Source organism: Streptomyces fuscigenes (genome assembly GCF_021556455.1).
Taxonomy (GTDB): Bacteria; Actinomycetota; Actinomycetes; order Streptomycetales; family Streptomycetaceae; genus Streptomyces; species Streptomyces fuscigenes.
In genome coordinates, this window is sequence record NZ_JAKGCV010000070.1 from 1 (window position 1) to 18,688 (window position 18,688).

The 18,688-nt window shown below is 74.2% G+C and carries 12 protein-coding genes; 10 read left to right on the top strand and 2 right to left on the bottom strand.

What is annotated here, in order from left to right; translation table 11 throughout:
* The first annotated feature begins 317 nt into the window (after nt 1–317).
* Nucleotides 318–2,351 (top strand): NPCBM/NEW2 domain-containing protein, encoded by a 2,034-nt coding sequence (locus tag L1885_RS09445; protein WP_235796576.1) that lies wholly within the window; start codon nt 318–320, stop codon nt 2,349–2,351.
* Between the two features lie 271 nt (nt 2,352–2,622).
* Nucleotides 2,623–3,069: an ATP-binding protein gene (locus L1885_RS09450; RefSeq protein ID WP_235796577.1), complete on the top strand. Its 447-nt coding sequence runs from the start codon at nt 2,623–2,625 to the stop codon at nt 3,067–3,069.
* 74 nt (nt 3,070–3,143) lie between these two features.
* Here the strand turns inward: L1885_RS09450 and L1885_RS09455 are convergent, their stop codons facing one another.
* Nucleotides 3,144–3,950: an IclR family transcriptional regulator gene (locus L1885_RS09455; protein WP_235796578.1), complete on the bottom strand. Its 807-nt coding sequence runs from the start codon at nt 3,948–3,950 to the stop codon at nt 3,144–3,146.
* Between the two features lie 541 nt (nt 3,951–4,491).
* Here L1885_RS09455 and L1885_RS09460 point away from each other — a divergent pair.
* The 3 genes from L1885_RS09460 to L1885_RS09470 all read left to right on the top strand — a co-directional run bounded on the left by L1885_RS09460 (nt 4,492) and on the right by L1885_RS09470 (nt 10,266).
* Nucleotides 4,492–5,991 (top strand): SulP family inorganic anion transporter, encoded by a 1,500-nt coding sequence (locus tag L1885_RS09460; protein ID WP_235796579.1) that lies wholly within the window; start codon nt 4,492–4,494, stop codon nt 5,989–5,991.
* Between the two features lie 184 nt (nt 5,992–6,175).
* Nucleotides 6,176–7,759, top strand: a complete 1,584-nt coding sequence (locus L1885_RS09465; protein WP_235796580.1) for an FMN-binding glutamate synthase family protein — start codon at nt 6,176–6,178, stop codon at nt 7,757–7,759.
* Between the two features lie 278 nt (nt 7,760–8,037).
* Nucleotides 8,038–10,266 (top strand): SpoIIE family protein phosphatase, encoded by a 2,229-nt coding sequence (locus L1885_RS09470; RefSeq protein ID WP_235796581.1) that lies wholly within the window; start codon nt 8,038–8,040, stop codon nt 10,264–10,266.
* A gap of 108 nt (nt 10,267–10,374) precedes the next feature.
* On the opposite strand, the gene L1885_RS09475 is transcribed toward L1885_RS09470, so the two are convergent.
* Complete coding sequence (locus L1885_RS09475) at nt 10,375–11,904, bottom strand: glycoside hydrolase family 3 protein (protein WP_235796582.1); 1,530 nt, start codon at nt 11,902–11,904, stop codon at nt 10,375–10,377.
* 1,082 nt (nt 11,905–12,986) lie between these two features.
* Here L1885_RS09475 and L1885_RS09480 point away from each other — a divergent pair.
* From L1885_RS09480 to L1885_RS09500, 5 genes are all read left to right on the top strand, one after another.
* Nucleotides 12,987–14,051, top strand: a complete 1,065-nt coding sequence (locus tag L1885_RS09480; protein ID WP_235796583.1) for a phytanoyl-CoA dioxygenase family protein — start codon at nt 12,987–12,989, stop codon at nt 14,049–14,051.
* Nucleotides 14,033–15,406, top strand: a complete 1,374-nt coding sequence (locus tag L1885_RS09485; protein ID WP_235796584.1) for a DUF6271 family protein — start codon at nt 14,033–14,035, stop codon at nt 15,404–15,406. Before L1885_RS09480 ends, L1885_RS09485 begins: the two co-directional genes overlap by 19 nt.
* On the top strand, nt 15,403–16,713 hold the full coding sequence (locus L1885_RS09490) for a type III PLP-dependent enzyme domain-containing protein (protein ID WP_235796585.1): 1,311 nt from the start codon (nt 15,403–15,405) through the stop codon (nt 16,711–16,713). Before L1885_RS09485 ends, L1885_RS09490 begins: the two co-directional genes overlap by 4 nt.
* Nucleotides 16,710–17,420 carry a GNAT family N-acetyltransferase gene (locus tag L1885_RS09495; RefSeq protein WP_308117296.1) on the top strand — a complete coding sequence of 237 codons (711 nt, stop codon included), beginning with the start codon at nt 16,710–16,712 and terminating at the stop codon, nt 17,418–17,420. Before L1885_RS09490 ends, L1885_RS09495 begins: the two co-directional genes overlap by 4 nt.
* A 5-nt stretch (nt 17,421–17,425) precedes the next feature.
* On the top strand, nt 17,426–18,688 hold a 1,263-nt coding region (locus tag L1885_RS09500), incomplete at its 3' end, for an MFS transporter (RefSeq protein ID WP_235796586.1).

Genomic DNA, 18,688 nt, shown 5'->3' on the forward strand with positions numbered 1-18,688 from the left:
CCGGGCCCGCGGCGCCTGTGCCCGGCAGGGCCGGCGGCGCGTGTGCCGGGCAGGGCCGGCCGGAGCGTCCGCCGTGCCCGCCGACGCCGCCCGCACGCGCTTTCCGCTGCCCGATGCACGCATCTTGTCAAAGGCACGTCACGGCTCTTAGCGTGTGGCGACAGTAAGAAAATGCTCGACTCTGTTGCATTCCGTTGATTTCCAGGGGTCGGTCGCCCCTGTCGTTCCCGTACTGCCAGCTGTCCGCACCCACCCGAACGCGTCGGCGAGCGGCACGTCGCCCGCGCCGACACGGCGAACAGACAGAGGAATCAGCCATGCCAAGAACCGTCCGCAGGCTCCTCGCCTGCGTGACCGCCGGTGCGCTGTGGGCGGGCGTCCCGGCCCTCGTGGCCGTGACCGCCGACGTCACCGTCACCGCCACCCCCGCCGCCGCGCTCGACAACGGCCTCGCCCTCACCCCGCCGATGGGCTTCAACGACTGGAACGCCTTCGGCTGCGACGTCGACGAACAGCTCATCAAGCAGACCGCCGACTACTTCGTCAGCTCGGGTCTCAAGGACGCCGGTTACACCTACGTCAACATCGACGACTGCTGGCAGACCCATCAACGCGACGCGCAGGGACGGCTCGTGCCCGATCCCGTGAAGTTCCCCGACGGGATCAAGGGCACCGCGGACTACGTCCACTCCAAGGGGCTCAAGCTCGGCATCTACGAGGACGCGGGCACCGCCACCTGCGCCGGGTACCCGGGCAGCCTCGGCCACGAGACCACCGACGCGCAGACGTTCGCGGACTGGGGCGTCGACTACCTCAAGTACGACAACTGCAACAACAACAGCGACGGTTCGCGCGAGGACTACGTCAAGCGCTACACCGCGATGCGCGACGCACTGGCCGCGACGGGCCGGCCGATCGTCTACTCGCTGTGCGAGTGGGGCGTCCAGTCGCCGTGGGAGTGGGCCGGGGACGTCGGCAACTCCTGGCGCACCACAGGAGACATCAGCGACAACTGGTCGAGCATGCTCTCCATCGCCCAGAGCAACATGCCGCTCGCCCCGGCCGCGGGCCCCGGCCACTGGAACGACCCCGACATGCTGGAGGTCGGCAACGGGGGGATGACGGACACCGAGTACCGCAGCCACTTCTCCCTCTGGTCCATGATGGACTCGCCGCTCCTCATCGGCACCGACCTGCGCAAGGCCACGCCGGAGACCCTGTCGATCCTCAGCAACAAGGACGTCATCGCCCTCGACCAGGACCGGCTCGGCAAGCAGGCGACCGTCCTGTCCTCCGACGGCGGCCGGTACGTGCTGACGAAGCCGCTCGCGAACGGCGACCGCGCCGTCGCCCTGTTCAACGCGGGCGACCAGGCGCAGCGCATCTCCACCACGGCCACCGCCGCGGGGCTCGCCCGCCGCGGCACCTACGCCGTACGGGACCTGTGGAGCCACACGGCGTACAACTCGGCCGGCACCCTGGCCGCGACGGTCCCGGCCCACGGCACCGTGCTGCTGCGCGTCAGCGGCAGCGCCGTCGCGGGCGCCGCCTCGCTCCTCGACCCCCCGCTGCTCGACGCCGGGCTCGCCCCCGCCTCCGGCGCCGTGGAGCCCGGCCAGGGCGGCACCGTGCGGACGTACGCGACCGATCTGGGAGTGCTGCCGGCCGGCAAGGTCAGCGTCGCGCTCAAGGGCCCCGACGGCTGGAGCGTCACGCCCCAAGGGTCCACCGGCAGCGCCCTGCTGGCGAAGGGCCGGACGCTGTCCACGACCTGGAAGGTCACGGCGCCCGCCGGCACGGGGACCGGCTACTACCCGCTCACCGGCACCGTCTCGTACACGGGCGTCCCCGGCCGAGGCCGCGTCACCGCCCCGCTCAGCGGAAGCGTCCTCGTGGCGGTGGCCCCGCCCTCGGGCACGAACGAACTGAGCGACCTCACCTGGGTGTCGGCGACCAACGACTGGGGTCCCGTCGAGAAGGACACCAGCAACGGCGAGACCGCGGCCGGCGACGGCAACCCCCTCACGATCGGCGGCACCGTCTACGCCAAGGGACTCGGCACCAACGCGCCGAGTGCCGTCACCTACTACCTCGGCGGCGGCTGCTCGGCGCTGGATTCGACCGTCGGCGTGGACGACGAGAAGGACGGCAAGGGCAGCGTCGAGTTCGAGATCGAGGCCGACGGCAGGCAGGTCGCCGACAGCGGGGTGCTGCACAACGCCGACGGACCGAAGCAACTGCACGCGGACGTCGCCGGCGCGCAGATCGTCCGGCTCGTCGTCACGGACGGCGGCGACGGCAGTGACAGCGACCACGCGGACTGGGCCGAGCCCCGGCTCACCTGCGGCTGAGCGGTCGCGAGCGCGACACACGCCACCGGGCACACGCCACCGGGAGGCCGCGGCCACGCGCCGCGGCCTCCCCGCGCGGGGAGCCCCGCCGCGCACCCCTCCGGCGGTGGGCCACACGGGTCTCCCGCCCGCCGAATCCCTCGGGCGAGGCGGCCGGTGACCTCGCCGGGGATGGGCCGTTCGGGCGGTCGGCGCCCCGTCCGCCGACCGGGACCCATCGATGGCGCTCCTGCGGGTAGCCGGTCTCCAGGCTCACTCAAAGGAGGACGTGATGCGCGAATCGGAGGTAAGGGCCGTCGGGTGGGCCCGTTCGCTGCCCTTGAACACGGGAGTGCGCGAGACGCGGCACTGGGCCAGGAACCACCTGGAGTCGCTGGGTTGGACGCACAGCGCCCCCGACACCGTGGACGCGGTGCTGCTGACGGTCTCCGAACTGGTCACCAACGCCCACGTGCACGCCCGCAGCAGCGCGCAGATCGTGCTGACGTGGGACACCAGCTGCCTGCACGTGAGCGTGCACGACGCGTCGTCGCAGCTGCCCTATTCCAAGGAGCCGAGCGACGAGCGGATCGGCGGCCGGGGCATGTTCCTGGTCGACGCGCTCGCCGACAGCTGGGAGGCGCGCCCCTGCCCGAACGGCAAGACGGTCGTCGCCTGCTTCCGCCCGCCGGGGCAGCCCGGTGTCAGCCGCGAGCCGGACGCGTCCACCGCGCCCTGACGGGAGCGGCCCGCACCGCCGCGGGCGCCCGCCGGGGCCGCGCCCGCTCGGATCCGCCCGGAACGGCGGCGGCCTCAGCCGAGGGCGCCGCTCAGCAAGTCCTCCAGCCGCGCCGCGGCAGTCCGCAGGTGCTCCACCACCTCGGCGCGGCGCGGTCCGTCCATCCTGGTGGCGGGCGCGGACGCGTTGAGCGCGGCGATCGCCGCGCCCCGGCCGTTGCGCACGACGACCGCCAGCGACACGATCTCCCGGTCGCGGACGTTGTCGGCGTACCCGCGCTCGGTGACCTGTGCCAGCTCGGCGTCGAGGGCCTCCCGCTCCGGGACGGTCAGGCCCGCGGGGGAGTCCTCGGCGACCGCGACCGGGTACAGCTCGTCGAGCTGCGCCGGCGTGAGCTGCGCCAGCAGTGCCTTGCCGGTCGCCGTGCGGTGCGCGGGCATCAACAGGCCGGTGCGGTCGGCGACTCTGAGGGCCCGCCCGCTCTCGGCCCCGGCGAGGTAGCGGATCCGTCCGCCCTCGAGCTGCGCGAGGTGCACCGTCTCGTCCACCTGCCGCGCCAGGTCGTCGAGGACGGGCCCGGCCACGCTGCGGATGTCGAGGCCGCGCACCGCGGCGAGGCCGATCTCCAGGAGAGCGGGGCCGGCCGCGTAGCCGCGGTCGCCGTCCTCGCGCCGTACGAAGCCGTGGTGGATGAGCATGGCCAGCAGCCGGTGCGCGGTGGAGTCCGCGACGCCGAGGTCCCGCGCGGCCTCCGACAGCCGCAGCCGCCTGCGGTCGCGGAACATCAGCAGGAGCCGCAGCGCGTTGTCCACGGACGCGATCGGATACGCGGGGCCCGTCCCGGCCGTGCCGTCCGCTCCGCCCGCCCTCGCCCGCGCCACCGCGCGATCATAACGCGGGGCGGGGGCGGCGCGGCCGCGTGACCGGGGCCGCGCGCTCCCCGCCCGCGGCGGAAGCGGGCCGGCGGGTGGCACGGACCGGCCGGCCGCACCGGGAAGAGTCGCCCCGGCCCGAGCGATGCTCGGGACGTCTCGCCCGGCCCCGAAACCTACCCTAACGTTAGGGTACAGTTGGCGGCCGGGAGGACGGCCGGAGCGGCATGGCGCGCCTCCTCGGTGGTCGGCCCGCCCCGGGTGATCGACGCACCCGTGCCGGGGCCGACGGCGGCCCCGGGAAAGCCCCCCGAGTCCCGCAGAAGTGTGTGTGCGCCCCTTCCCGGTGCCTTGCTCCGCCGCCTGCCCGCCGTGACCCCCAGCCCCTGACACCCCCGCGTCCCCGGTCGCCCGCCCCCACGCGCCCGCCGCTCGACGACGTCCGGCCCCGCACGGGCCGATCGCGGTCTGCCCCCGGGCACCTCCGCGTCCTTCCACCGCCCGCCCGGAAGCGCTCCGGGCGCGCCCGAACGCGACAGGTCCTGCTCCCTTGTCCTCCGCACCGTCCGTGGCCGCGCTGCTGCGCGGCCCCCGCCGCCCCGCGTGGCTGTCCCCGAAGGTCTTCCGCACCGAGTTCCTGGCCGGGCTGGTGGTCGGCCTGGCGCTGATCCCCGAGGCCATCTCGTTCTCCGTGATCGCGGGGGTGGATCCGAAGGTCGGCCTGTTCGCCGCGTGCAGCATGGCGATGGTGATCGCGTTCGTGGGCGGCCGGCCCGCGATGATCTCCGCCGCCACCGGCGCCGTCGCCCTGGTGATCGCGCCGGTCGCCCGCCACTACGGCCTGGGCCACCTCGTCGCGACCGTCATCCTCGCCGGGGTCTTCCAGATCGTCCTGGGGGCGGCGGGCATGGCCAGGCTGATGCGGTTCGTGCCGCGCAGTGTGATGGTCGGCTTCGTCAACGCCCTGGGCATCCTGCTGTTCACCGCCCAGATCCCCAACCTGCGCGACGTGCCCTGGGCCGTCTATCCGCTGGTCGCGGGCGGGCTGGTCCTCATGGTTCTCTTCCCGAAGCTCACCAGGGCCGTCCCCGCGCCCCTCGTGGCCATCGCGATCCTCACCGTGATCACCGTGGCCGCGGGGATCGCCGTGCCGACGGTGGGCGACAAGGGCACGCTGCCGTCCTCGCTCCCCGTGCCGGGCATCCCCGACGTCCCCCTCACGCTCCACACGCTGACGGTGATCGCGCCCTACGCGTTCGCGATGGCCCTCGTCGGGATCATGGAGTCGATGATGACGGCGAAGCTCGTCGACGACCTCACCGACACCCCGTCCAACAAGACACGCGAGGCGATCGGCCAGGGCATCGCCAACATCGTCACGGGCATCTTCGGCGGGATGGGCGGCTGCGGGATGATCGGCCAGACCATGATCAACGTCAAGAACGGGGCCCGTACCCGCCTCTCGACGTTCCTCGCCGGGTTCTTCCTGCTCATCCTGTGCCTGGTCCTCGGGCCGATCGTCTCGCGCATCCCGATGGCCGCCCTGGTCGCGGTGATGGTCCTGGTGTCCGTCGGCACCTTCGACTGGCACTCGGTCAAGCCGGCCACCCTCAGGCGCATGCCGGTCGGCGAGACGGTGGTCATGGTCGTCACGGTCGTCGTGGTGGTGGCGACGGGCAACCTCTCCATCGGTGTCGTCGTCGGCTCGGTCGCGGCAATGATCATCTTCGCCCGCCGGGTCGCCCACCTCACGCACGTCACCTCCGTCACCGACCCCGACGGCAGCCAGGTGGTGTACGCGGTCACCGGGCAGCTGTTCTTCGCCTCCTCCAACGACCTCGTCACGCAGTTCGACTACGCGAACGACCCTGGCAAGGTCGTCATCGACCTCACCGGCACCCATGTCTGGGACGCCTCCTCCGTGGCCGCGCTCGACGCCGTCGAGACCAAGTACGCGCAGCGCGGCAAGCAGGTCGAGATCATCGGCCTCGACGCAGGCAGCGCACGTCTGCACGAAAAGCTCAGTGGAGGGCTGACCGCCGGGCACTGACGCCCGAGCGTCCCCGCCGCACGGGAAGGCGTGCTCGTGCCCGTACCGTGCCGCGGGCCCGGGACGGTGCCCTGCGGTGACGGCCCCGCGCCCCTGCGTGACCGGCCCGGGGCGCGGCCCGGCTTGGGAGAGTCTTGGTGGCGTCCACAGGTGTGGACCGGCGGCCTCGGGCAACGCGTGGGGTGTGACACGGATCGGTTTGATCGTTCTCCTGGCAGTGGCGGCGCTGGCCGCGGTGGGTCTCGCCGTGGCGGCCTCGCCGTGGTGGTGGTTCGCCGCCGGACCCCTTCTGCTGCTGGGGGCGCTCGGCATCCACGACCTCCTGCAGCGGGGGCACGCCGTCCTGCGCAACTACCCGATCCTCGGGCGCGCGCGGTTCCTGATGGAGAGCCTCCGCCCCGAACTGCAGCAGTACTTCGTGGAGCGCAACTTCGACGGCCGCCCCTTCGACCGCGACACGCGCAGCATCGTCTACGAACGGGCGAAGGGCACGGACGCGGAGGAGCCGTTCGGCACGGAACGCGACGTGTACCGGCCGGGCTACGAGTACCTCGTGCCGTCCATGGCTCCCCGGCCGGTGCCCGAGGAGCCCCCGCGGGTGCGCATCGGCGGGCCCGACTGCACCCGCCCCTACGACATGGCGCTGCTGAACGTGTCCGCGATGAGCTTCGGCTCCCTGTCCGCCAACGCGATCCTGGCCCTCAACGGCGGTGCCGCCGCCGGAGGGTTCGCGCACGACACGGGCGAGGGCGGGCTGTCCCGGTACCACCTGCGGCCCGGCGGGGACATCGTGTGGGAGATCGGCACGGGCTACTTCGGCTGCCGGACGAAGGACGGCGGCTTCGACGCGGGGCAGTTCGCCGACAAGGCGGCGCACGACAACGTCAAGTGCGTGTCCCTCAAGCTCTCGCAGGGCGCGAAGCCGGGCATCGGTGGGGTGCTGCCGGGCGCGAAGGTCAACGCCGAGATCGCGGAGGTGCGGGGCGTGCCCGAGGGGCAGACCGTCATCTCGCCCCCGTACCACCGGGTCTTCTCCACCCCGCGCGAACTCGTCCGCTTCCTCGCCCGCATGCGGGAGCTGGCGGGCGGCAAGCCCACCGGGTTCAAGATCTGCCCGGGCTCGCGGCGGCAGTTCCTCGCCGTGTGCAAGGCGATGCTCGAAGAAGGCGTCACCCCCGACTTCATCGTCGTGGACGGCGGCGAGGGCGGCACGGGCGCCGCGCCGCTGGAGTTCGCCGACCACATCGGTGCCCCGCTCACCGAGGGGCTGCTCACGGTGCACAACGCCCTGGTGGGCACGGGTCTCAGGGACCGGATCAGGATCGGCGCCAGCGGCAAGATCGCCACCGGGGCGGACCTCGTCAAGCGGCTCGCCCAGGGTGCCGACTACGGCAACGCCGCGCGGGCCATGATGTTCGCGGTGGGCTGCATCCAGGCCCAGCGCTGTCACACCAACACCTGCCCGACGGGTGTCACGACGCAGGATCCCCGGCGGGCGCGCGCCATCGACGTGGGCGAGAAGACGCAGCGCGTCCGGCGGCTCCAGGAGGCCACCGTCGCGAGCGCGCTGCAGATCATGGCGTCGATGGGTGTCACCGAACCGGGCCTGCTGCGCCCGCACATGCTGCGGCGGCGGATCGACCCGCACACCGTGCTGTCGTACGAGGAGCTGTACGACTGGCTCCCGCCGGGCGGCCTGCTGGCCGAGCCGCCCGCCGCGTGGGCCGCCGACTGGGAGGCCGCGGACCCCGACACGTTCTCGGTGTGAGGGGGCGGGCCGCGCCCGGTGCACCTTCCCGTACGGCCGCGGCCGTCACGGCCGCCCCGGTCGGCCCGTCGTCACCGGCGTCCCGGTCGGCACCACCGTCACCGCCGATGACCGCCGCCACCGCCACCACGGCCGTCACTGTTGTCACGCGTCCGTGCGCGGAGCGTGCCGGCCGGGGCGGTGCCCGGACGATTGTCCGCCGTTTTTTCCGTTGCAAGGTGTTTTGAGGCATCTTGGGGACATTGGGCGCGTGCACGTCTCCGGGAAGGTGGGGGCCCATGGCCGAGCAAGAGGTGCCGTCGCCGTGCGCCGCGCCGGGGGCGGCGCCGAGCCCGGACGGGGCCGCGGAGGCGGCGGCGGTGCTGCTGGTGGAGGGGGAGCCGGCCACCGTGACCGGGTGGACGGGCGAGGCGGAGCGGCTTCTCGGATACCGGGCCTCCGAGGCGGTCGGCCGCCCGCTCTCCGCCTTCGTGACGGGGGCGGAGCCGGGCGCCGTGCGGCTGGTGGGGCCGGGTGCGGGGCCCGGCGCCGGCTCCGCGGTCACCCGGGGTGCCGGGCCGCAGGAGACCCGGGCCGAACCACCGGTGGCCGGGGCCGGAGTGCTGGCCGCGCGGCACCGCGACGGGCGGGCCGTACGGCTGCGCGGCCGGTCGCTCCCGCTGGACGGCGCGGACGGGGACCGGTGGATGGTCCTGCTGGGGGAGGAGCGGACCGGCCCGGAGGACGACGCGGAGGAAGGGGCGGCCGAGGAGGCCGAGGAGTACGCTGCCGCCGCGGCGGACGCCTTCCCCCTGGGGCCGCTCGGGCGCATCCTGCTGGAGAACTCGCCGGTGGCGCTCGCCATCTGGGACACCGACCTGCGGTGCCGGTGGCTCAACACCACGGTCGACCACGAGCGGAGCCCGTTTCGCAACCGGCGGATCGGGGCGCCGGTGCGCGAGGCCCTGCACGGCGTCGACCCCGATCTCGTCGAAGCGGTCATGCGGCAGGTGCTGAGAGACGGCAAGCCGGTGATCGACCACGAGTTCCGCTGGTTCACCGACGGATCCGAGAACGAACAGGTCACGTCGTCGAGCCTGTTCCGGCTGGAGAACGCGGACGGCGCCCCGATCGGCGTGTGCACCTTCTCCGTCGACATCACGCGCAGCCGGGGCCGCGAACGCCTCGCGCTGATCAGCGACATCGGGCTGCGGATCGGCACCACTCTCGACGTCGTCACGACGGCCCAGGAACTCGCCGACGCGACGGTTCCGGCCCTGGCGGACTTCGTCACGGTCGACCTGGCCGAGGCGGTGAGCCTCGGCGGAGAGCCGTTGCGGCACCTCAGGCCGCGCAGCACGTACATCCCGGCGTTCCGGCGGGCCGGGGCGGCCTCGCTGAACGAGGGCACCCCGGAGGCGGCGTACGCCGTGGGGGACCCCGTCTACGTGCCGGAGCGCTCGCCGCTGCTCGAGGTGCTCAGAACGGGGGAGCCGTTCTACGCGCCCGTCATGCGCACCTCGTCCCACACGTCGGTCGTCAGCGATCCGGCGCGCGCCGAACGCGTCGACAGCTTCGCCATGCACTCCATGATCGTCCTGCCGCTGGAGGCACGCCGCACCATCCTCGGGGTGGCCGTCTTCATCCGCACCGGGGACCGGCCGCCGTTCACGCCGGACGACCTGGAACTCGCCCGCGAACTGGCCGTACGGGCCGCGCTGCACCTGGACAACGCGCGGCGCTACACGCGGGAGCGCAAGGCGGCCCTCGCGCTCCAGCGCAACATGCTGCCCCGGAGCCTGCGCGGCGGCGGCGCGGTCGAAGTCGCCGCCGAGTACGTGCCGGCCGAGGGGGACGAGGCCGTCGGAGGCGACTGGTTCGACGCGATCCCGCTGCCGGGCGGCAGGGTGGGCCTCGTGGTCGGCGACGTGGTGGGGCACGGGGTCGAGGCGGCGGCCTCCATGGGCCGGCTGCGCACGGCCGCCGACGCGCTGGCGCTGCTCGACCTGCCGCCCGCCGAGGTGCTCGCCTCCTTCGACCGGGCGGCCGTGACGCTCTCGGCCGAGAACCGGGGAGCCGCCGAGGGCCTCGGGGTGGACGGGTGCGCCCGGCCCGTCTTCGGCGCCACCTGCCTGTACGGCGAGTACGACCCGGCGGCCGGGCTGTTGACGTTCTCCTGCGCCGGGCACCCGCCGCCCCTGCTGATCGCACCGGACGGCGGGGTCCGGCAGCCCGACCTGCCGGCCGGCACGCCGATCGGCCTCGGCGAGGGCGGCTACCAGGAGGTGGCGGTGCCCGTCGCCCCGGGCACGGTCGTGGCCATGTACACGGACGGCCTGGTCCGCGCCCGGCCCGGGGACCGCGGCGACGGCGTGGAGCACCTGGCCGGGCGGCTCGCCCGCCCGGCCGACGACCTCGGCGCGCTGTGCCAGGACGTGGCCCGCTCCCTGGCGGGGCCGAGCCCGCAGGACGACGCGGTCCTGCTGGTGGCGCGCATCGGGGCCCGGGGCCCGGACGCGGTGAGCTGAGCCGGGCCGGGCGCGGCGCGCTGAGGAGGGCCGGGCGCGGCAAGCTCAGGAGGGCCGGGCGAGGCCCGGCGCGCGGACGCGCGTCCCGGGCGCGGCCGAGGTCCGCCGTCAGCCGGCCAGGTGGGCCCGGTGGGACCCGGCGAGCGCCTCCGCCGCGGCCACCCCCGAGGCATGCGTGGCGCCGTGCGTGAAGATGTGCAGCGCCCCGGACTCCGCTGCGCCGGGCAGGCCCATCTCCACCACGATCGTGTCGGGCCGCGCCGCGGTCAGGTCCCCGAGGGCCCGGCCCATCCACGCGTGACGGGCGGCGTCGCGCACGACCACCACCAGGGGGCGGCCGGCCGCGGGCGCCAGCGCGTGCTCCTTCAGGACCGCGGCGCCGTCTTGGAGTTCCTGCGGGTGGAGGCGTACGAACGTGGTGCCCGGGATGCGTTCGCGCAGCGGGACGGCGACGCCCCACGGGGTCTCCTTGCCGATGGCGAGGTTCGTCGACGGCACGAGTTCCACCACGTGCGGCGCGGCGGCCAGCGGCAGGACGCCGTCGGCGGGCCCGCTCAGCCGGACGGCGCGCCGGGCCGCGACGTAGCCGATGTCGCCCCCGACCGGATCGACGCGCACGGCGCCGCCCAGCCGGGCCGAGCAGTCGGCGAACTCCCGCACCCGCTCGCTCGCGTCCAGCAGGCGGTCCTCGGGCAGCACCCCCGTGCGCACGGCGTCCACCAGTGCGTCCGCGAGGAGTTCCGTCGTCGCCCGCTCCGCGCTCTCCCCACCGACACACACGGCGTCGGCACCCGCGAGGACGGCCCGCACGGTCGCGCCGCCGATCCCGTACAGGTCGGTGACCGCGCCCATCTCGATCGCGTCCGTGACGACGAGGCCGTCGAAGCCCAGTTCCTTGCGCAGCAGTTCGACCAGGATGCGGCGGCTCAGCGTGGCCGGGAGGTCCGGGTCGTAGGCCGGCACCAGGAGGTGACCGCTCATGACCGCGCGGACGCCCGCGTCGATGGCGGCGCGGAAGGGCGGAAGCGCCTGGCGGGCGATCTCGTCGACGCCCGCTCCGTAGGTCGGCAGCCCGTGGTGGGAGTCGACCGCGACGTCGCCGTGGCCGGGGAAGTGCTTGGCGCAGGCCGCCACTCCGGCGGACTGGAGCCCCGTGACCCACGCGCCGGTGTGCCGCGCCACGACGTCCGCGTCGACGCCGAAGGAGCGGACGCCGATGATGGGGTTGTCCGGGTTGGAGTTGACGTCGGCGCTGGGCGCGTAGTCGAGGCTGACCCCGGCCGCGTGCAACTGGCGCCCCAGGTCGCGGGCGACGGACTCCGTCAGTTCGACGTCGTCGACGGCGCCGAGGGCGAAGTTGCCGGGGCGGCTCGAACCGGTGGCGGACTCCAGGCGGGTGACGTCCCCCGCCTCCTCGTCGATCGCCACGATGAGCGAGGGGTTCTCGGCCCGCAACTGGGCCGTGAGGCGCGCCACCTGCCGGGGCGAGACGATGTTGCGGGTGAACAGGACGACCGACGAGAGGCCGTCGCGGATCGCGCCGAGGACCCATTCCGGCGCCTCGGTGCCCACGAAGCCCGGCTGGAGGACGGAGAGCGCGAGACGGCGCACGTCCTGGGTGTGCGTGCTGGAGGACATCGACCGGGCCTTCCGGAGGGGGCGGGACGGGACGGAGCAGGGGCCGGGACACGACGCCGCTGCGACCGGGCCCGTGGCGGGACCCGGCACGGCAGCGGTCGGGACGCGGCGGGCGGTGGGCGGGACTCGGCGGAGCGGGCGCCGGGACATAATGGCGCAGCGGGTGTGATTGGTACAGGCCAAGTGGATATTGGCCTATACCAATCCGGGTGTCAAGGGTGTCCGGGCCGGATGCGCGCAGGTGGCGCCGGGTCGCCCCGCCGGCCGGTCACGCCGTGGCGCCCCGGCTGGAGCCCGTACCCCGCCCCCGCTCCGGCGGGTGTCCCGGACGCTGTTCCGAGCGCTCCGCCCGCCGGTGCGTGCCGTTCCCGCCGTGGTGCCGCACCGGGCGCCCGGGGCGCCGCCGGGGCGAGGTGGTCGCCCCCGGAGTGAACCTCCCTGGCCCTGGGTTCGTCTGACGGGGCGACACCTGAGTTTCCCCTCCCTGCCCGGGCTTGCCGGGCCGGCCGCGCGCCGCCTCGGCGCACGCGCGGCACGGGGGGAGGGCGCGGACCGGATCCCTATTGACAGCGGCAGTTGGTCTAGTCCATTTTGGTGGTGCGTGAGTGACGTGTGAGACGGATGTGACGAACCGGCCACCTGCTGGTCCGGCATGTCCACGAAGCGGCACCGCAAGAACCATCCGCGGTGCCCACGGCCCGTCAGGGGCGGCAGACGCAAGGGCAAGTGCAAGGGGCGAGAAGCTGGTGCTGTATTCGCGGAGGACCACGCCGACCGGGGCCGGCCGCCCGACACACGAGAGCGCCCCTCCGACGCACGCCTGACAGGCGGTCTCCCGGCGCCCCTCCCCACGCGCGCGCCCGGGACCACCGGGCCGGCCCGTACCTCGCGGTCGCGGTCCCGGCCATGCCTCAGCCGACACACGATCCCATCCGGCACCGGGTCCCCGCACCGGCGTACGCGCACCGCGCGGCCGCCGCCCGGCCCGTGCCCCCGTGCCACCGGACTCGCCCCGGCCCGCCCGCGCCGGGTCCGGACCCGCGCACCGAACCGACCGAGAACCCGATCCTTGGAGCGACCGCATGCCGGCAACCGACCGCCATCTGTACCGCGCACCCTCGAACGTCCCGTACTTCAGCCGGGACGCCGACACCTACCTGGCGGAGACGCCGCTGCGGGACCTGCGCAAGGAACGCGAGCTGCGCGTGCTGTCGGAGGAGGACTTCGCCTTCTGGCAGACCTACGGCTACATCGTCGTCAAGCAGGCCGTCCCCGCCGAGTCCGCCAAGAAGCTGCTCGACTTCGCCTGGGACTTCCAGGGCCTCGACCCCGAGCGGCCGGAGACCTGGTACGAAGAGCTGGAGTTCCGCTCCGACCTCGACCGTGAACTCCACGTCTACGGCTTCGTGGAGGCCTACCAGCACCAGCTGATGTGGGACAACCGCCAGGCGCAGCGCGTGTACGACGCGTTCGCCGACGTGTGGGACTGCGCGGAGCTGTGGGTGACGCTGGACCGGCTGAACCTCAACCCGCCCAACGTCAGGACCCGCAGCCGCGACCTCATACCCGCGACCGAGCGCGGCTTCGACATCAAGCTGCACTGGGACATCGACTCCACCCTCGGCGTCGTGCCGCAGCGTGTGCAGGGCATCATCGCGCTCAACGACACCAAGCCCGAGCAGGGCGGCTTCCAGTGCAACCCGGAACTCTTCCGCCACTTCGACCGGTGGAAGGTGCAGCAGCCGGCGGACCGCGACCCGATCCGGCCCGCCTACGACCCGGAGGAGTTCCCCGTCGTGCGCCCCGACCTCGAGGCGGGCGACCTGCTGATCTGGAACGGAGCCCTCGCCCACGGCGTCGCCCCGAACATCTCCACCGACGGGGTGCGGGCCGTGCAGTACCTGTCGATGATGCCCGCCCTGGAGGGCCACGAGGAGCTGCGCCGCTCCCGCGTCGAGTCCTACCGCACCCTGAGCACCCCCGAGTGGAACGCGACGCTGCTCGGCGACCGCGACAAGCCCGAGGCGCTGCGCTACGGCCCGGCCGAACTGACCGACCTGGGCTCGAAGCTGCTCGGCCTCACCTCCTGGACCGGCAAGCAGTTCGACGACGCGACCGGGGACGCGGCATGCGCAGAATCTGCCTGACGCTCCCCACCAACCGCGCCTGCGCCGGGACCCTGGCGGCGGTGCACGAGGAAGCGGCATACGCCGCACGGCACTTCGACGTCGAGGTGCACCTGCTCGTGCTGGACTCCTCGGCCACCGCCGACCGGGCGGCCCACGCCGAAGCGCTCCGGGCGGCGCCCGCCGTGCCCGGCGTGGTCGTCCACCACCTCGGCGAGGACGAGCAGCGGGACTTCCTGACCGACGTGATCGGCCGCACCACCCTGCAAAAGCCGGACCTGCTGCTCGACCTGATGCTGCCGGAGCGCCTGTCCTACGGGGCCTGCACCAACCGCGCGTTCCTGATCGCGGCGGCTCTCGGCTGCCGGTCCGTCCACCGCCGGGACTCCGACAGCCGCTACCAGACGCTCGACGGCGCCCCGGTCTTCCCCATCCACCACGAACTCGCCTCGCTCGGCAGGCGGGCCGCCGACGCCGCCGGCGCGGTGGACGGCAGCGACCTCGACCCGGGCCGCGCCGAGCGGCCGGTGTCCATGGTCGCCGCGTCGTTCGTCGGCGAGCTGTCCGTCGACATCTCGGAGATGAGGGATCTCGACCCCGGGGCCTACGTCGACGTCGTCGGCCTGTGGGCCCCCACGGGATGGACCGACGAGCAGCGGCGGGACCTCGCCGAGGAGTCGTTCCGGGGAGCCGGCACCGAGCCGTTCACCGGCGACGAGTCGACCCTCACCGTCGTTGACCCGATGCGCATCGACATGTGCAACATCAGTTTCCACGCCGTGCAGGAGCAGATACCGCTGCCGCCCGCCACCGACACGATCGGCAGCGACTACTTCCTCATGCACGCGGTGCACGACGCGGGGCTGCCCGGCGTCCTGCACAACCGGCACATCGTCAACTACTACACACCGGAACGCCGCACGGGCGCGGGCTTCACCGCGTACCAGCGGCGCTTCGTGAAGTTCCTCCTGTCCATGCAGTACTTCAACGCCCTCTACGAGCGGATGGCGGAGGCCGGCGACGCCCTGCTCGACGGCGGGCACCGGCTGCGCGCACCCGTGATCGCCGCGATGGTGCGCGAGAGCGCCGCGCTGGACCGCGCGGAGAACATCGCGCGGCTCGACACCCTCGACGCCTCGTACCGCCGGCTCGGAGGCAGGTACGCCGAGTTCGGCGACCTGCTCGCCGGGGAGCGGGAGCGGCTGCTGGACGAGGCGCGCGGCGACATCGAGGACTTCGCGCTCCTGATCGAGTCCTGGGAACCCCTGGTGGAGGCCGCACGCGCCGCCGGGCTCCCGGCCGCCGCCGGGCCGCTCCCGGGCGCATCCACCGCCGGCCCCGCGGCCGGCCGGCAGCCGGACCGAGATCCCCGATGACGCGACCGAGCGCGACCCTGCGCGCCGCGCTGGCGGCCTCGACCGACGACAGGATCGTCTACGACCTCGCGGGCATCCGCGGTCGCTGCGCGACCCTGATGAGCGAACTCCCGGGCGTGGAGGTCAGGTTCGCCATGAAGGCGTGTCCCGTCGACGAGGTGCTGCACTGCCTCGCCGCGGCGGGCGCCGGGTTCGACGCGGCGAGCCCCCAGGAGATCGAACGGGCCCTCGCCACCGGCGTGGCGGCGGCGGACGTCCACTACGGCAACACCATCAAGTCCGACCGGCACATCGCCGAGGCGTACCGCATGGGCATCCGGGACTTCGCCACGGACAGCCGCGAGGACGTCGCGGCGGTCGCCGCCCACGCCCCCGGCTCCCGGGTCTTCTGCCGCCTCGCCACCGACGGCGAGGGGGCGCTGTGGGGCCTGAGCAACAAGTACGGCTGCTCGGCGGCCGACGCGGTGCTCGTCATGGAGGACGCACGGGCGGCCGGGCTCGTGCCGTCGGGGCTTTCGGTGCACGTCGGTTCCCAGCAGATGACCTCGGACGCCTGGGGGAGCGCGTTCGAGCGGCTCGGGGACGTGCTGGCACGGCTGCGGGAACGCGGCATGGCCCTGGAGCGGGTGAACCTCGGCGGCGGTCTGCCGGCGGACGGCTACCGCGACACACGCGGCAGGCCGCTCGACCCGCCCACCGACAAGATCTTCGCGGTGATCCGGGACGGCATGCGGCGGCTGCGCGACGACTTCGGCGACCACCTCGCCTTCCTCGTCGAGCCGGGCCGCTACCTCGTCGCCGACCAGGGGGCCATCAGGGCGCACGTCGCCCGCCTGACCACCCGTCACCAAAGCGACGGGGAGAGCCGGCACTGGCTGTACCTGAGCTGCGGCAAGTTCAACGGCCTCTACGAGATGGACGCGCTGCAGTACCGGCTCGTCTTCCCGACGCACCCGCGCGGCCCGTACGTCCCGGCGGTCGTCGCGGGTCCCACCTGCGACAGCGACGACGCCTACGCGCACGACCACGGCCTCGTCGAGGTGCCCGAGGCGCTCGCGTCGGGGGACCCGGTGTGGGTGGTGTCCTGCGGCGCGTACGCGACGAGCTACATGACGCAGGGCTTCAACGGCTTCAGCCCGCTGCCGTACACGTGCGTCGACGCCCCCGGGGACGCCCTCGCGGGCGGGCCCGCGGACGGCGCCCGCGGCGGGACGGACACCCCGCGCGGCCACCGGCCGCCGGGCTCCGCCGACGGGGACGGGGCAGGCGCCGGGGACCCGTCCCCCGGGAAGGCGCGCGCCGCATGAGCGTGCCGAGCCCGTCGCGCCCGTCGCGCCCCCTTCACCAGGGGGTGCGGATACGGCACCTGACCGACGACGACTGGACCGCGGTCGTCGACCTGGAGTTCCGCACCTACGACCCCGCGGGCCTCTCGGAGGGCCGGGCCGCCCTGGAGTCCCGCGTGAGCGCCTCGCCGTCGACGTGCTTCGTCCTGGACGTCGACCGGCGGCTCGCGGGCTACGTCCTGGCCCTGCCCTACCCGGAGCACGCGTACCCGGAGCTCGCCGAGGCGGACCCGACCGCGTTCGAGTCCGGCAACCTCCACCTGCACGACATGGTCGTGGCGGACAGCCTGCGCGGCCGCGGCCTCGGCAGGCACCTGCTGCGGCACCTGTCCGCCACCGCCCTCACCCGCGGCTTCCGGCGGATCTCGCTCGTCGCCGTCGGCGGCAGCGACACCTTCTGGGCGGGCAACGGCTTCGTCGCCCAGCGCGACGTCGTGCCCTCCGGCGGCTACGGGCCCGACGCCGTCTACATGAGCAGGGCGGTACGGGCCCCGGCGCCCGCCGCGGGCCGGGTGCCCGCGGCCGGGTCCGAGACCACCGCCTCCCGCGCCCGCAGCCAGGAGGCGGGGCGGCCGCGGGGCGCGGCACCGGCGTCCGCACACGGCCGGGCGCCCGGGACGGACGGCATCCCGCCGCACGGCCCGTCCCCGCACCCACGAAAGGGCTGATACGCGTGTTCCGCGTCCACGATCCGTTCCGAAGGGCACAGCTGGCCATCGCCGCGCTGTTCTGCTCGCTCGGCTTCCAGTACGCGACCTGGGCCTCGCGGGTCCCGGCGATCAAGGCGCACCTCGGACTGACGACGGCCGAGGTGGGCCTGCTGCTGATGGCGACCGGGGTGGGCGCCGCCGCGTCCTTCCCCCTGGTCGCCTGGCTGATGCGGCGGCTCGGCTCGCAGCGCCTCGCGCTGGCGTCGGCCCTCGGCCTCGCCCTGCTGCTGTTCGCCCTGGCCGCCGCGCCGAACTATCCGGTGGCGCTCGTGGTCATGCTCGCGGACGGCGTGCTCGTGGGCGGGCTGAACGTCTCCATGAACGCCCAGGGCGCGGCGCTGGAGGTGCGCCACAAGCGCAACGCCATGGCGCGGCTGCACGCCACGTTCAGCGCGGGCTCCCTCGCCGCGGCCCTGCTCGCCTCCGGCGTCAACGCCCTGTCGTCCGCCGTGGTCGTGCACTTCGCGGTGGCCGCCGCCCTGCTGCTGCTCCTGCTGGCCTTCGCGCGCTCGGGCCTGGTGGACGAGGAAGCCGCGGACGGGGCCGGCGCGCGGGACGGGGAGGGCGTCGGCGAGGACTCCGGCGCGCCGCCAGGAAACGGCACCGAAGGCAGCGGCGCGGACGCTGCCGCCACCGGGGCCGGGGCGAAGAGGCGCCGGTGGACGCTGCCGACACGCGTGACGCTGTGGATGTGCTGCGCCATGGCGTTCGGCACCGTCACGGAGGGCGCCATGAACGACTGGTCGGCGCTCTACCTGAAGGACGTGGCCAGGGCCTCCGCCGAACTCGCGCCCATGGGCATCGCCGTCGTCTCCTGCATGATGGTGCTCGCCCGCATCTTCGCCGACGGCTGGCGCACCCGCTTCGGCGACGGGCGCGTCGTGCGGGTCGGCAGCGCCCTCGCCGGCCTCGGCCTGGCCCTCGCCCTCCTCAGCGGCGGCACCGTGCCGGCGCTGATCGGCTTCGCCTGCGTGGGGCTCGGCATCGCGGCCGTCACGCCCTGCGTGTACGTGGCGGCGGCGGCCCAGGGCTCGGACGCCCTGACCCTCGTCGCGGCGATGGGCACCCTGGGCCTGCTGGGCGGGCCGCCGGTCATCGGCTTCATCGCGAACGCCAGCAGCCTGGTGTGGGGCCTGGGCGCCGTCGCGGCCTGCGCCGTCGTCGTGACCGTGTGCGCCACGCAGATCCGCTGGCCGGCGCCGGCGGCCGGCCCGGAGGCGGCGCCC